General features: G+C 59.6%; 10 protein-coding genes and 2 tRNA genes. 10 read left to right on the top strand and 2 right to left on the bottom strand.

What is annotated here, in order from left to right; genetic code table 11:
• Positions 1–309: 309 nt before the first annotated feature.
• The gene (locus ACWHY3_RS12760; protein ID WP_448126678.1) at positions 310–1,503 is read left to right on the top strand and encodes an MFS transporter; all 1,194 of its coding nucleotides are present in this window, start codon (positions 310–312) and stop codon (positions 1,501–1,503) included.
• Positions 1,504–1,693: 190 nt separating this feature from the next.
• Here the strand turns inward: ACWHY3_RS12760 and ACWHY3_RS12755 are convergent, their stop codons facing one another.
• On the bottom strand, positions 1,694–2,302 hold the full coding sequence (locus ACWHY3_RS12755) for a helix-turn-helix domain-containing protein (RefSeq protein ID WP_083387503.1): 609 nt from the start codon (positions 2,300–2,302) through the stop codon (positions 1,694–1,696).
• Positions 2,303–2,609: 307 nt separating this feature from the next.
• Here ACWHY3_RS12755 and gltX point away from each other — a divergent pair, with 307 nt between their 5' ends.
• The 3 genes from gltX to ACWHY3_RS12740 all read left to right on the top strand — a co-directional run bounded on the left by gltX (position 2,610) and on the right by ACWHY3_RS12740 (position 4,370).
• Complete coding sequence (gene gltX, locus ACWHY3_RS12750; RefSeq protein ID WP_448126677.1) at positions 2,610–4,088, top strand: glutamate--tRNA ligase; 1,479 nt, start codon at positions 2,610–2,612, stop codon at positions 4,086–4,088.
• A 101-nt stretch (positions 4,089–4,189) separates the two neighbouring features.
• Positions 4,190–4,265: transfer RNA gene (locus ACWHY3_RS12745), tRNA-Ala, on the top strand.
• 29 nt (positions 4,266–4,294) lie between these two features.
• Positions 4,295–4,370 (top strand) — tRNA-Glu (locus ACWHY3_RS12740).
• 390 nt (positions 4,371–4,760) lie between these two features.
• Here the strand turns inward: ACWHY3_RS12740 and gltA are convergent.
• A complete protein-coding gene (gene gltA, locus ACWHY3_RS12735) occupies positions 4,761–6,047 on the bottom strand; it encodes a citrate synthase (protein WP_087719528.1) in 1,287 nt (428 codons plus the stop codon).
• A gap of 494 nt (positions 6,048–6,541) precedes the next feature.
• Here gltA and sdhC point away from each other — a divergent pair, with 494 nt between their 5' ends.
• From sdhC to odhB, 6 genes are all read left to right on the top strand, one after another.
• Positions 6,542–6,919, top strand: coding sequence for a succinate dehydrogenase, cytochrome b556 subunit (sdhC, locus tag ACWHY3_RS12730; RefSeq protein WP_075569934.1), 378 nt, complete (start codon positions 6,542–6,544; stop codon positions 6,917–6,919).
• The gene (gene sdhD, locus ACWHY3_RS12725; protein WP_071233220.1) at positions 6,913–7,260 is read left to right on the top strand and encodes a succinate dehydrogenase, hydrophobic membrane anchor protein; all 348 of its coding nucleotides are present in this window, start codon (positions 6,913–6,915) and stop codon (positions 7,258–7,260) included. Before sdhC ends, sdhD begins: the two co-directional genes overlap by 7 nt.
• A gap of 3 nt (positions 7,261–7,263) precedes the next feature.
• Positions 7,264–9,036 (top strand): succinate dehydrogenase flavoprotein subunit, encoded by a 1,773-nt coding sequence (gene sdhA, locus ACWHY3_RS12720; protein WP_448126676.1) that lies wholly within the window; start codon positions 7,264–7,266, stop codon positions 9,034–9,036.
• 14 nt (positions 9,037–9,050) lie between these two features.
• Positions 9,051–9,761 (top strand): succinate dehydrogenase iron-sulfur subunit, encoded by a 711-nt coding sequence (locus ACWHY3_RS12715; protein ID WP_448126675.1) that lies wholly within the window; start codon positions 9,051–9,053, stop codon positions 9,759–9,761.
• Between the two features lie 259 nt (positions 9,762–10,020).
• Entirely contained in the window at positions 10,021–12,852 is a 2,832-nt protein-coding gene (locus tag ACWHY3_RS12710) for a 2-oxoglutarate dehydrogenase E1 component (RefSeq protein ID WP_071233217.1), read from the top strand.
• A 51-nt stretch (positions 12,853–12,903) separates the two neighbouring features.
• On the top strand, positions 12,904–14,484 hold the full coding sequence (odhB, locus tag ACWHY3_RS12705; RefSeq protein ID WP_087719533.1) for a 2-oxoglutarate dehydrogenase complex dihydrolipoyllysine-residue succinyltransferase: 1,581 nt from the start codon (positions 12,904–12,906) through the stop codon (positions 14,482–14,484).
• The last annotated feature ends 22 nt before the right edge of the window (positions 14,485–14,506 follow it).

The raw sequence follows: 14,506 nt of genomic DNA, 5'->3' as shown, positions 1-14,506 counted from the left end.
AAGCGAGCGAGAGACATCGTACCGACAAAAAATCGCCGCGCATGGCGCGGCGATAACGATCGTTACAGTAAGCTCGAGAAACCGCATAGCAACTGCTGTGTCGAATCTCTTGCTTGTTCTTGTGAGCGGCAATCGACGAAAAAGTTCCCCGGCGGCAGAAATCCGGCTTCTCGAAGAGGGTTGTCTGGACGTCGTGCCTCGCCATTCGGCAGCAGAAAACATCGCAGATAGCGCATCAGCGGTTTCCAATCCGTGGCGAGGCGTGAATAATCGAGACCTTTTCGTCTTAGACCAAAGTAGGGGTGGTTTGTGGCTGACACATTCGAGACCGGCGCTGCGAAGCCGTCGCGGCGGTTTGCTCTGTTGATAGAGCTAGCGCTGGCCGTAGGTGGCTTTGCCATCGGGGTCGGCGAATTTACCATCATGGGGCTGATGCCCAACGTGGCCGAGGCGTTGCAAATTTCGGAGCCGCAGGTCGGCAACGTCATCAGCGCCTATGCGCTGGGGGTGGTCGTTGGCGCGCCCTTGATCGCCGTCATGGGCTCGCATTTCTATCGACGCCATCTCCTGCTGATGCTGATGGCGTTTTTTGCGCTGGGCAACATCGCCAGTGCTCTGGCGCCCAATTATCACACCCTGATGATCTTCCGCTTCATCTCGGGATTGCCGCACGGCGCCTATTTCGGCGTGGCGTCTCTGGTCGCGGCCTCGCTGGTTCCGACGCACAAGCGTGCGCAGGCGGTCAGCCGGGTCATGTCGGGCCTGACGATCGCCATGCTGGTAGGCAATCCCTTCGCCACCTGGTTGAGCCAGATGATGAGTTGGCGCCTTGCCTTCGCGATGGTCGGCGGCATCGCCATTCTCACGGTGGTGCTGGTGTTCATCTATCTGCCGTTGAATCGCCAGGAGAAGCGCAACAGCCCTGCTCAGGAACTGACGGCGCTCAAGCGCTCCCAAGTCTGGCTGACGCTGGGTGTCGGGGCGATCGGCTTCGCCGGCATGTTCTGCGTATTCAGCTATCTGGCACCGGTGCTGATCAACGTGACTCAGGTGTCGCCCTACTGGATACCGGTCGCTCAGGCGGCATTCGGTGCGGGCGCCATCATCGGCAATATCGTCGGCGGGAAGCTCTATGACCGGATGCAGCTCAAGGGCGTCGGCTGGCTGCTGGTCTGGTGCATTGCCATCCTGCTTCTGTTTCCGCTGGCGGCGCAGTCGCTCTGGTCGATACTGCTGATTTGCATAGCCATCGGCACCATGGTCTCACTGTCGCCGGCACTGCAGACACGCCTGATGGATGTGGCGGCAGATGCGCAAACGCTGGCGGCTGCGTCCAACCATGCGGCCTTCAATGTCGCGAATGCCCTGGGGCCATGGCTGGGCGGGGTGGCCATTGGTGCGGGTTTCGGATGGACCGTGACCGGTTATGTCGGCGCGGCTACTGCGGCGGGCGGGCTGGTCGTGTTCTTCTTTGCCTATCGCCAGCAACAGCGCCACGGCTGAACGAAGGCAATTGAACAGGATTGCCTGATAAGGGCCGGGCCACGCGGTGATTCAGCGATCGCCGCGTGGCCGGATCGGCACTGTCTACATTGCGAATTCCAAGCGACAGATTTCAAGCTAGAGATTTCAAATTACGAATTTCAGGCCAGGAATTTCAGGCCTGAATTCCAGGGTACGGCTATCCAGGCTGCTACTGACGACACCAGCGGGCTCTGATATAGCCTACGATGCGAAAGGGGGGGTGGCGGACGCTTTCCACGGTCGCGCCTTGAAGCTGTTCACCGCTGACCCGCATTCTGCCGGAAGCGAGATGTTCCAGATACTGGATCTGCAACAGACCCTCGCGCTCCAGCAGATACAGTCCGTCCTGCTGGAACTTGTCGCAAGGCGCGATGGCGGCGAGGTCTCCTTCGAACAGAAAATCGAAAGACTCGTTCTCTGCTGGCGTTACCAGGTGACAGTCCTGGGTCAGCATCTGCAGCGTGGACATCTCTCCCGGTTCGTCCTCCCGCTGCTCCCAGGGTGCAGCAAGGTTCGCCTGCAGGCTGAGCACGGTCCCGCCTGACGTACGAGAGGCGGCCGCCATCGCGTTTAACGAGTCATCATCGAGCAGCTGTTTGATCGAGCAGCACAGCGCCGAGGTCAGCGCGACCAGGCGCTCGTGGCCGATCTGCTTGATCGTGCCTGATTCCCAGTAGGAGATCGTGACGTCAGAGACGCCTACCCGTCTTGCGAGCGCGGCCTTGCTCATGCCGGCCTGAAGGCGTAGCTGTTTGATTCGTGGTCCTAAACCGTCCATCCATGAATCTCGCCTGCGTTATTGATGCAGTGAGGATATCCACTCACCGCCGAAGTATGCTTCGGGTTACGAACTTGTCGCCCGAAACCTTCTGGAAATTCTTATCGTTGATTCATGTTTGCGGTCGTCTGCGTGTGCCGTGAGGACGGGAAGCCGGCACTTCGGAAGTGCAGTCGATCAGTCCGATAGTAGTCCGTCGTCGGCATTGCCACCATCGAAAAGCGCCGAAGACGACGAGTCGGGCGCTGCAGCCCATTGCCTTGGGGGCGTATAATGTGGCGGCTCGTTCATCAACGGAATGGATTTCATGACGGTACGCACGCGTATTGCGCCTTCGCCCACCGGCGATCCGCACGTCGGCACGGCTTACATCGCCCTCTTCAATCTCTGCTTCGCTCGCCAGCATGGTGGGCAGTTCGTTCTGCGCATCGAGGATACCGACCGCCAGCGTTCTACGCCTGAGTCGGAGCAGATGATTCTCGATTCTTTGCGCTGGCTAGGGCTGGATTGGGACGAAGGGCCGGATGTCGGCGGTCCGCACGGCCCCTATCGGCAAAGCGAGCGCGGCGATATCTACGCCGAGCACGCCCAACAGCTGCTGGAGCGCGGGCACGCTTTCAAATGCTATCGCACTGGTGAAGAGCTCGACACCCTGCGGGAAGAGCGCAAGGCAGCGGGACTTCACCTGGCGTTGAAGCCGCACGATCTGGCGCTGGACCCGGAAGAGCAGCGGCGGCGGGAGGCCGAGGGTTACCCCTATGTCATTCGCATGAACGTGCCTTCCGAAGGCGTGTGCGAAGTCGACGACATGCTGCGCGGGCGGATCGAGGTCGACTGGGCACAGGTAGACGCCCAGATTCTGATGAAGTCGGACGGTATGCCGACCTACCATCTCGCCAATGTGGTCGACGACCACCTGATGGGAATCACTCACGTCCTGAGAGGCGAGGAGTGGATCAATTCGGCGCCCAAGCACAAGCTGCTCTATGAATATTTCGGCTGGTCCATGCCGCAGCTGTGTCATATGCCGCTGCTTCGCAATCCCGACAAATCAAAGCTGTCCAAGCGCAAGAATCCTACCTCGATCAACTACTATCGACGCATGGGATTCCTGCCGCAGGCCGTGACCAACTATCTGGGCCGGATGGGGTGGTCGATGCCGGACGAGCGCGAGAAATTCAGCCTCGACGACATGATGGCTCACTTCGACATACAGCGGGTTTCGCTAGGGGGGCCGGTATTCGATCTCGACAAGCTGACCTGGCTCAACGGTGTCTACATTCGAGAAGACCTCGATGATGCGGCGCTGTTGAAAGCGTTGCGTGACTGGGCGTTCAACGAGGCGTATATCGGCCAGATCCTTCCGCAGATCCGGCCGCGTATCTCGACGCTGTCGGATGCCATGCCGCTGGCCGGCCATTTCTTCGCGGGGCTGCCCGACATTCGCGAGGCAAGCTTTGCCGATATTAATCTCGAGCGCGATACCTTGCTGGCGCTGTTGCAGTTCCTGGTCTGGCGGCTGGAAGCCGTGACGCGCTGGGAAAAGGATGAACTGTTGGCACAGGTCAAACTTCTAGCCGAGCACTTCGAGTTGAAGATGAAAGTCTTTCTGGCTCCCGTGTTCATTGCGGTGACGGGCAGCGCCCATTCGACGTCGGTGCTCGATGCCATGGCGATTCTCGGATCGGATATGACACGGGCTCGTCTCCGGCATGCTATCGAGGTGTTGGGTGGCGTTTCCAAGAAGCAGGCTAAACGCTTGGAAAAGCAGTATCGGGAGCTATAGCGCGTCAGGATGCTGGTTCGGATCGAACCGCCGAGTTTTTCTGGTAATAAAGCGTTGACTTATCAGTGAGATGACCGTATATTTCGCCCCGTTCTTGAGACGGGGCCTTAGCTCAGCTGGGAGAGCGCAACACTGGCAGTGTTGAGGTCAGCGGTTCGATCCCGCTAGGCTCCACCACAAGAACCAGCCAACAGGCTGTTTTCCGCGTCCCATTCGTCTAGTGGTCCAGGACACCGCCCTTTCACGGCGGTAACAGGGGTTCGAACCCCCTATGGGACGCCACTCTATTTCATTCCTTCCTTCTGTTTCTTCTTCGATACCGGGTTTTCCGGGTATCTGCAGCTGTTGATAACCTCTCTGATTTTGCTGTCGAAATGCTTGACATCGGCAGGCTTTTCCACTGTTCGCTCCTCGCTTGTTGGCGCCACGGCTAACTTGCTGAAAATACGTGGATGTAGATTTTTTTCATAAAAATCAGTGCTTTATATTTGATTAAAATTTAGGCAATTTGCTGCCAGGGCGCTTCTGAAGGCGGTTTGGTGACATTATCGAAGGGTTTTGAACAGGGTTATCCACAGGAAGTGTGGAAATCTTCCGTGCCGCTGGGCAGGCACAAAAAAGCCGCCGACAGAAGTCGGCGGCTTGCGTTCCAGTGCCATATCAGGTCAAGCGTTATTTCTTGGGGTAATCGCGCTTGTCATAGCCGGTATAGAGCTGGCGAGGCCGGCTGATTCGATAGCCGTTGGTGATCATCTCGTTCCAGTGAGAGATCCAGCCAACGGTTCGTGCCATCGCGAAGATGACGGTGAACATATTGGTCGGAATGCCAATGGCCTTGAGAATGATGCCTGAATAGAAGTCGACATTGGGGTAGAGCTTGCGCTCGATGAAGTATTCGTCTTCCAGGGCGATCTGCTCCAGGCGCTTGGCGATCTGCAGCTGTGGGTCGTCGCCGATCCCCAGCTCGCCCAGCACCTCATCGCACGTCTCCTTCATCACTTTGGCGCGCGGGTCGAAGTTGCGGTAGACCCGGTGACCGAAGCCCATCAGCTTGAACGGATCCTCCTTGTCTTTGGCCTTATCGATGAAGCGCTGAATGTTTTCTTCGGAGTCGTCGCCGATCTCGTCCAGCATGGCCAGGACCGCCTCGTTGGCGCCGCCATGTGCCGGCCCCCAGAGTGCAGCGATGCCGGCACTGATGCAGGCGAAAGGATTGGCGCCGGTCGAGCCCGCCAAGCGTACGGTGGACGTCGAGGCGTTCTGCTCATGATCCGCGTGAAGCATGAATATACGATCCATCGCCTTGGCGATGACCGGATTGACCTCGTAGTTCTCGCACGGATTGCCGAACATCATGTACAGGAAGTTTTCCGAGTAATTGAGGTCATTACGCGGGTACATGAATGGCTGGCCGATGTTGTATTTGTGGCACATCGCCGCCAGGGTCGGCATCTTGGCGATCAGGCGAATGGCGCTGACGTGGCGCTGGTCGGCCTGCGTGATGTCGAGATTATCGTGATAGAAAGCTGCCAGCCCGCCCACGACGCCGCAGAGAACGGCCATCGGGTGTGCGTCGCGTCGGAAGCCCTTGTAGAAGTTGACGATCTGCTCGTGAACCATGGTGTGGCGGGCAATCGTGCTTCTGAACGTCTCGTACTCGTCGGGGGAGGGGAGCTCGCCGAACATCAGCAGATAGCAGAGCTCTACATAGTTGGAGCTTTCGGCCAGTTGTTCGATGGGATAGCCACGATGAAGCAGTGTGCCGGCGGCGCCATCGATGTAAGTGATGCCGGACTCGCACGAAGCAGTAGCAACGAAGCCAGGGTCGTAGGTAAACAGGCCTTCTGCGGTCAGGCCGCGGACGTCGATGACGTCGGGACCAGCGGTACCGGGGTATACCGGTAGCTCAATGGCATTGTCGACACCATCGACCGATAATTTCGCTTTTCTGTCAGCCATTATGGCCTCCTTTATCGTGACATAAGCCTTTGTCTTTACTGCCGTGCGGGCGAAAAATAGTTCGCCCACTATAGATTTCCGCGGGGGATTGTCAATTCGCCTGGGTCGCCCTTGTGCCGTGGCTTCGGCGTTGTTGCCGAGTTGCAAGGTGGCGGAGGGGGCGGGCTTGTGCGAAGGGAGCTCGTTGTTCTGCCAATCTAGCCACTATCATACCAATTGAGAGGGGCAGGCTGACAGTAACGAAAGAATTTGAGCCAAATGTCGACAACCCGAAGGCCGTGCTGGCGCGGTTCTGGCGCATTTCTTCCGTCTTTGGACGCCGGAGCGATTTGTCATACGGTTGCCCAAACCCTATAATCTGCTACCGCACGATATGGCATCGTCAGCCGGTTTGGGCCGCATCGGAACTGCTTCCGCGACCGTGATCCTGCTTCTAAAAACCACCGCCCCTGAACGGGCACAACCCGTCAGGGTTAAGAGAGTGTTTAAGAGCCGTGAATAGCAAACGTCCAGTAAACCTCGACCTATCCACCATCCATTTTCCACTTCCCGCACTCACCTCCATCGCACATCGCATTACCGGCGTCATCTTGTTCGTCGGGCTGATCTTCGGCTTCTGGGCGCTGGATGCTTCGCTGTCCTCTCCCGAGGGGTTCGAATCAGTACGCGACGCGCTGGCGAATAACGTGTTGGCGAAACTGATCGCCTGGGGCCTGCTGTCGGCACTCGGCTTTCACTTCGTGGCGGGAATCAAGCACCTGCTCATGGACACCGGTTACGGTGTCGATCTTGAAGGTGGCAATCGCAAGGCGCAAATCACGGTCGTGATCAGTGCTGTCCTGGTGGTTCTGGCGGGAGTCTGGGTATGGTAACCAATATTACGAATCTCGGTCGCAGCGGGCTGTCGGACTGGCTCATTCAGCGCGTGTCCGCCGTCGTTCTGGCGCTTTACACGCTGTTCGTCGTGGCCTACCTGCTGTTCCATCCCAATCTGGACTACGCCACCTGGAGTGGCCTGTTCGCCCAGACCTGGATGCGTATCTTTTCCTTGCTGGCCTTCATTTCCATGGCCGCTCACGCTTGGGTCGGTCTGTGGACGGTTTCCACCGACTATCTCAAACACACCGGTGTTCGCTTCGGCTTCCAGGCCATCGTGATTCTCGCCATCTTCGTTTTTCTGGTGTGGGGCGTTCAAGTCCTCTGGGGAGCCTGATTCATGTCTACCATGCGTAACCTGACATTCGACGCCATCATCATCGGTGGTGGCGGTTCCGGCCTGCGAGCGGCGCTCGAGCTGGCCAAATCCGGCAAGAAGACTGCCGTGCTGTCCAAGGTCTTTCCGACCCGTTCGCACACGGTGTCCGCACAGGGCGGTATTACCTGTGCCATTGCCTCGGCCGATCCCAACGACGATTGGCGCTGGCACATGTACGACACCGTCAAGGGTGGCGACTACATCGCAGACCAGGACGCCGCGGAGTACCTGTGTTCCGAGGGCCCCAAGGCGGTCTTCGAACTCGAGCACATGGGGCTGCCGTTTTCACGCTTCGACAATGGCCGTATCTACCAGCGTCCTTTCGGTGGTCAGTCCAAGGACTTCGGCAAGGGTGGCCAGGCAGCGCGTACCTGCGCGGCTGCAGACCGTACCGGCCATGCGCTGCTGCACACGTTGTATCAGAACAATCTGAAAAACAACACCGTCTTCCTGGACGAGTGGTATGCCATCGATCTGGTGAAGAACGCCAACGGCGACGTGGTCGGTTGTATTGCGCTGTGCATCGAAACCGGCGAAGTCGTGCACGTCAAATCCAAGGCGACGGTTCTGGCGACCGGCGGGGCGGGGCGTATCTTCGCCTCCACCACCAACGCGCTGATCAACACCGGCGATGGCATCGGCATGGCACTGCGCGCTGGCTTCCCGATGCAGGACATGGAAATGTGGCAGTTCCACCCCACCGGTATCTACGGTGCGGGGACGTTGGTCACGGAAGGTTGCCGCGGTGAAGGTGGTTACCTGATCAACAAGGACGGCGAGCGCTTCATGGAGCGTTACGCGCCCAATGCCAAGGATCTCGCCGGACGTGACGTCGTGGCGCGCTCCATGGTCATGGAAGTGCTGGAAGGCCGTGGTTGCGGCGAGAATGGCGATCACGTCATGCTGAAGCTCGACCACCTCGGCGAAGAGGTGCTGATGAAGCGCCTGCCGGGGATCGTCGAACTCTCCAAGACCTTCGCGCACGTGGATCCGGTCAAGGAGCCGATTCCGGTCACGCCGACCTGCCACTACATGATGGGGGGTATTCCCACCAACGTGCATGGACAGGCCATCATGCAGGACGGCAATGGCAACGATCAGATCATCAATGGTCTGTTTGCCTGCGGTGAAGCTGCTTGCGTCTCGGTTCACGGCGCCAATCGCCTGGGCGGTAACTCGCTGCTCGATCTGGTGGTATTCGGTCGTGCCGCTGGCATCTACATCGACAAGGCGCTCAGCGAAGGCATCGAGTATCTCGACGCTTCTGCGTCGGATGTCGAACGTGCCACGAGCCGCCTGGCGCGCTGGAACGAGTCCAGTGGCGGCGAGTCGGTTTCCGAGCTCAAGGCCGAGCTGCAGAACACGATGCAGAACGCATTCGGTGTCTTCCGCCAGGAAGACAACATGCAGGAAGGCGTCAAGAAGCTGGCGGAGCTGCGCGAGCGTATCGGGCAGGCGCATCTGGGCGACAAGTCCGACGTCTTCAACACGGCGCGTGTCGAGGCGCTCGAGCTAGACAATCTACTGGAAGTGGCCGAAGCCACCGCCATCGCTGCGCTGGAGCGCAAGGAGAGCCGTGGGGCTCATTCTCGCTACGATTATCCGGATCGCGATGACGTCAACTGGCTCAAGCACTCGCTTTTCAATCCGGGCGAAAAGACCGTGACCAAGCGTGAGGTCAACTTCACGCCCAAGACGGTCGACACCTTCGAGCCGAAAGTCCGTACCTATTAAGAGGGTTGTCACCGATGTCCAATCTTCAGGTTTCCGTTTATCGCTACAACCCTGAGACCGACTCCGCACCGTACATGCAGGAGTTCCAGATCGATACCCAGGGTCGCGACCTGATGGTTCTCAATATCCTGACCATGATCAAGGATCAGGATAGCTCGATGGCGTTTCGTCGCAGCTGCCGCGAGGGCGTTTGCGGCTCCGACGGGATGAACATGAACGGCACCAACGGCCTGGCGTGCATCACGCCGCTGTCATCCGTGGTCAAGGACAACAAGCTGGTGCTGCGGCCGCTGCCTGGCCTGCCTGTCATGCGTGACCTGGTGGTCGACATGGGGCTGTTCTACAAGCAGTACGAGCGTATGCAGCCGTACCTGCAGAACGATACTGCAGCGCCGGCGATCGAGCGTCTGCAGTCCCCGGAAGAGCGTGACAAGCTGGACGGTCTGTACGAGTGCATTCTGTGTGCCTGCTGCTCGACCTCCTGCCCGTCGTTCTGGTGGAACCCGGACAAGTTCGTCGGTCCGGCCGGCCTCCTTCAGGCCTACCGTTTCCTGGCGGACTCTCGCGACAACGCGACGCAGGCCCGTCTGGCCGAACTGGAAGATCCGTTCAGTCTGTTCCGGTGTCGCGGCATCATGAACTGTGTCGCGGTCTGTCCCAAGGGGCTGAATCCGACTCGGGCGATCGGAAAAATCCGTGAAATGCTGCTGTCCAACGCGACTTGATGGTCAGGGGCGGCATCTACGACTTAAATCGTAGCGCTTGGCTTGTTATCATGTCGCCACGCTATTGGCTGCGACGCGTTGTCGCAGCCGATCCAGCTCAAGATATTGGCCGGTGCCTCGCGCACCGGCTTTTAACGATCATGACGACGCCTTGAATTGGCATGGTCGTTGGCCGTCTCGCGACGGTTCCGGAGTGACGCCGAGGCGCGCAGCTGCGACCGGCGCCGACAACACCCCATCAGTGTAGGGTGAACGAGAGATGCAAGAAGGCATAATGGAGTTGATGTGGCGCACTTCCCATATGAGCGGCGGCAACGCCCACTATGTGGAAGCGCTCTACGAGCAGTATCTGAATGACCCCGCGACTGTCCCCGATGAATGGCGCCAAGCGTTTGATCAGTTGCCGCGCCTGGAAGGCACTCCCTCCCAAGACGTTCCTCTCAGCCCCATTCGGGAACAGTTCTACCAGCTGGCGCGCGAGCGTCGTCCCACCGTATCGGCCGCCACCGGCAGCAGCGAAAACCGTAAGCAGGTCAAGGTTCTTCAACTGATCAATGCCTATCGGTTCCGTGGCCATCAGCGTGCCAATATCGATCCGCTCGGTTTGCGCAAGCCCGATACGGTCCCTGACCTCGATTTCTCTTTCCATGACTTGACCCAGGCCGACATGAACACCGAGTTCCAGACCGGTTCGTTCTTCCTGGGCAAGGAAGAGGCGCCGCTCAAGGAGATCGTCGAGGCGCTGGAGCAGACCTACTGCCGCTCGATCGGCTGTGAGTTCATGCACATCGTCAACACCGAAGAGAAGCGTTGGCTGCAGCAGCGCTTCGAGTCGGTGCGTTCCAAGCCGAAGTACAGCCAGAGCGAACGGGAGCATCTGCTCGAGCGCCTGACCGCCGCTGAAGGGCTGGAAAGCTATCTTGCTTCCAAGTATCCCGGCACCAAGCGTTTCGGCCTGGAGGGTGGCGAATCCTTCATTCCGATGATGGACGAGGTAATCCAGCGCAGCGGCAACTACGGCGTCAAGGAAGTGGTGATCGGCATGGCCCACCGCGGCCGTCTCAACCTGCTGGTCAATATCCTTGGCAAGAGCCCGTCGGAACTGATCGACGAGTTCGACGGCAAGAAGCAGATCGAGCAAGGGTCGGGCGACGTCAAATATCACCAGGGCTTCAGCTCCAACGTGATGACGCCCGGAGGCGAGGTCCACCTGGCGCTGGCGTTCAACCCGTCGCATCTGGAAATCGTTTCGCCGGTGGTGGAAGGGTCCGTTCGCGCTCGTCAGGATCGCCGCCAGGACGTCGAAGGCAAGCAGGTCTTGCCGGTCGTGGTGCATGGCGATGCCGCCTTCGCCGGTCAGGGCGTGGTGATGGAAACCTTCCAGATGTCGCAGACCCGCGGTTACAAGACCGGCGGCACGCTGCACATCGTGATCAACAATCAGGTCGGTTTCACGACGTCGCGCGCCGATGACGCGCGCTCCACCGAGTATTGCACCGATATCGCCAAGATGGTTCAGGCGCCGATCTTCCACGTCAATGGTGACGATCCGGAAGCGGTGTTGCATGCGACCCGGGTCGCCGTCGACTATCGCAAGGAGTTCCAGCGCGATGTCGTCATCGATCTGGTCTGCTACCGTCGCCGGGGACACAACGAGGCCGACGAACCTTCCGGTACGCAGCCGCTGATGTACGCCAAGATCAAGTCGCACAAGTCGACGCGTACCCTGTACGTGGAACAGCTGATCAAGGAGGGCGTGCTGACCGAGGATCAGGCCAAGCAAATGGGCGAGCAGTATCGCGACGACCTGATGGCCGGCAATCACGTTGCCAATGCCCTGGTCAAGCAGCCCAATACGGGCTTGTTCGTCGACTGGACGCCGTATCTCGGCCACGAGTGGAGCGGCGACACCGATACCAGCTGTGATCTCGAACATCTGACGCAACTGGCGCAGAAGATGAGCGAGATTCCCAACGGGATCGACGTGCAGCGGCAGGTGGCGCGAGTCTATGAAGAGCGGCGCAAGATGCTGGCCGGCAACCAGCCGCTCAACTGGGGCTTTGCCGAAACGCTGGCTTACGCCACCCTGGTCGATGCCGGTCATCCGGTCCGCCTGACCGGGCAGGATACCGGCCGCGGGACGTTCTCCCACCGTCATGCCGTGGTGCATAACCAGGCCGACGCCTCGACTTATGTTCCGCTTCAGCACATCAAGGACGATCAGCCCTCGTTTGCCATCTATGACTCCTTCCTTTCGGAAGAGGCCGTGCTGGCGTTCGAATACGGCTATGCGACGACTGCGCCCAACTCGTTGATCATCTGGGAAGCCCAGTTCGGTGACTTCTTCAACGGTGCGCAGGTCGTGGTCGACCAGTTCATCTCCTCGGGCGAGTCGAAATGGGCGCGTCTGTGCGGACTGACGCTGCTGTTGCCGCATGGATACGAAGGCCAGGGCCCTGAGCATTCCTCGGCGCGTCTGGAGCGTTTCCTGCAGCTGTGCGCCGAGCACAACATGCAGGTCTGCGTACCGACCACGCCGGCCCAGATCTTCCACTTGCTGCGCCGCCAGGTAATCCGTCCGCTGCGCAAGCCGCTGGTGGTGTTGTCGCCGAAGAGCCTGCTGCGCCACAAGGACGCGACTTCGACCATGGAAGAGCTGGCCGAAGGCCGTTTCCAGATGGTCATTCCCGACGTTGGCGAACGGGATCCCCAGCAGGTCAAGCGAGCCGTCCTCTGCTCGGGCAAGGTCTACTACGATCTGGCGACCTATCGTTCTGAAAACGAGCGTGACGACACGGCAATCATCCGTGTCGAGCAGCTCTACCCGTTCCCCAAGGACGAGCTGCTGGAAGCGCTCAGGACCTATCCGAATTTGGAGCAGGTCGTCTGGTGTCAGGAAGAGCCGCTCAACCAGGGCGCCTGGTATCAGAGCCAGCATCATCTGCGCCTGGTGGCGAGCATGGTGCGCGAAGGGTTGGACCACAGCCTCAAGTTCGCTGGTCGTCCGGCATCCGCCGCGCCAGCCGCAGGCTATATGTCTGTCCACGTGGCACAGCAGAGCCAACTGGTCGACGACGCTTTCAACGCGTAAGGCGCCTTGCCGCTGAGACAGGCGCGAGAGAAAAGAGACTAAGGATACGACATGGCTACTGATATCAAAGCGCCGAGTTTTCCCGAATCCGTTGCCGAGGGAACGGTCGCCACTTGGCACAAGAAAGTGGGCGACAGCGTCGAGCGCGATGAGTTGATCGTCGAGATCGAAACCGACAAGGTCGTCCTCGAAGTGGTGGCGCCCGAGGCCGGCACGCTCTCCGAGATCAAGATCGAAGAAGGCGATACCTGCGAGTCCGAGCAGGTGCTGGGCGTCCTCGGTGCTGCCTCCGAAGGTAGCAAGAGCGAGGCCAAGAGCGAAGAAAAATCAGGCGGTGAGCAGAAGTCGGGCGGTGAAGAGAAAGCGGCTGCCAAGCCCGCTGCCGCCGGCAAGAGCTTTGAGGTCAAAGCGCCGAGCTTCCCGGAATCCGTACAGGAAGGCACCGTCGCCAGCTGGAACAAGAAGGTCGGCGAAGCGGTCAAGCGTGACGAAGTGCTGGCCGAAATCGAGACCGACAAGGTCGTGCTGGAAGTGGTCGCTCCGGCTGACGGCGCGCTTTCCGAAATCAAGGTTCAGGAAGGCGAAGTCGTCGAGTCCGAGGCTCTGCTGGCGACCTTCTCCGAAGGCGCAGGCGGCGAAGGCTCTGGTGGCGACAGCGGCGCTTCCGCCGAATCCGCTGGCGACCAGGATCAGGCGTCCGCTGCCGATGGTGAAGAAGATACCAAGGTTGGCGACAAGATTCTGGCACCGGCGGCACGCAAACTCGCCGCGGAAAACGATCTCGACGTGAGCAGGATCGAGGGCACCGGCAAAGGCGGTCGCGTTCTGAAGGAAGACGTCCAGAAGGCGATCAAGGACGGTTCGGCGAAGAAATCCGCCAAGCCGGCCGCTGCAGCACCCAAGGCCGCTGCCGCTCCGGCGGTCGAGGGCGAGCGTCCCGAACAGCGCGTACCGATGAGCCGCCTGCGTCAGACCATCGCCAAGCGCCTGGTGCAGGCTCAGCAGACCGCCGCCATGCTGACCACCTACAACGAGGTGGACATGAGTGCGGTCATGGCGCTGCGCAGCCAGTACAAGGACACCTTCCTCAAGGCGCACGACGTCAAGCTCGGTTTCATGGGCTTCTTCGTCAAGGCGGCGACCGAAGCGCTCAAGCGCTTCCCGGACGTCAACGCCTCCATCGACGGTACCGACATCGTCTACCACGGTTATCAGGATATCGGCGTCGCCGTTTCCACGCCGCGTGGCCTGGTCGTGCCGGTGCTGCGTGATACCGACAGCATGAAGCTGGCCGACGTCGAGAAGGCGATCGGCGACTTCGGCAAGCGGGGTCGTGAAGGCAAGCTCGGCATCGAGGACATGCAGGGCGGTACCTTCACCATCACCAACGGCGGTATCTTCGGCTCGCTGATGTCCACCCCGATCCTGAATCCGCCGCAGACCGCGATCCTGGGTATGCACAAGATCCAGGAGCGTCCGATGGCGGTGAATGGCAAGGTCGAGATTCGCCCGATGATGTACCTCGCCGTTTCCTACGATCACCGCATGATCGATGGCAAGGATGCGGTCCAGTTCCTGGTGGCGATCAAGTCGCTGCTGGAAGATCCGGCGCGCCTGCTGCTGGACATCTGAGCGTATTCGATCTCTAAACACC

It is taken from the genome of Salinicola sp. NYA28a (assembly GCF_976982775.1).
Note: the sequence above shows the minus strand (reverse complement) of the source record. Positions and strands in the feature narration are given on the sequence as shown.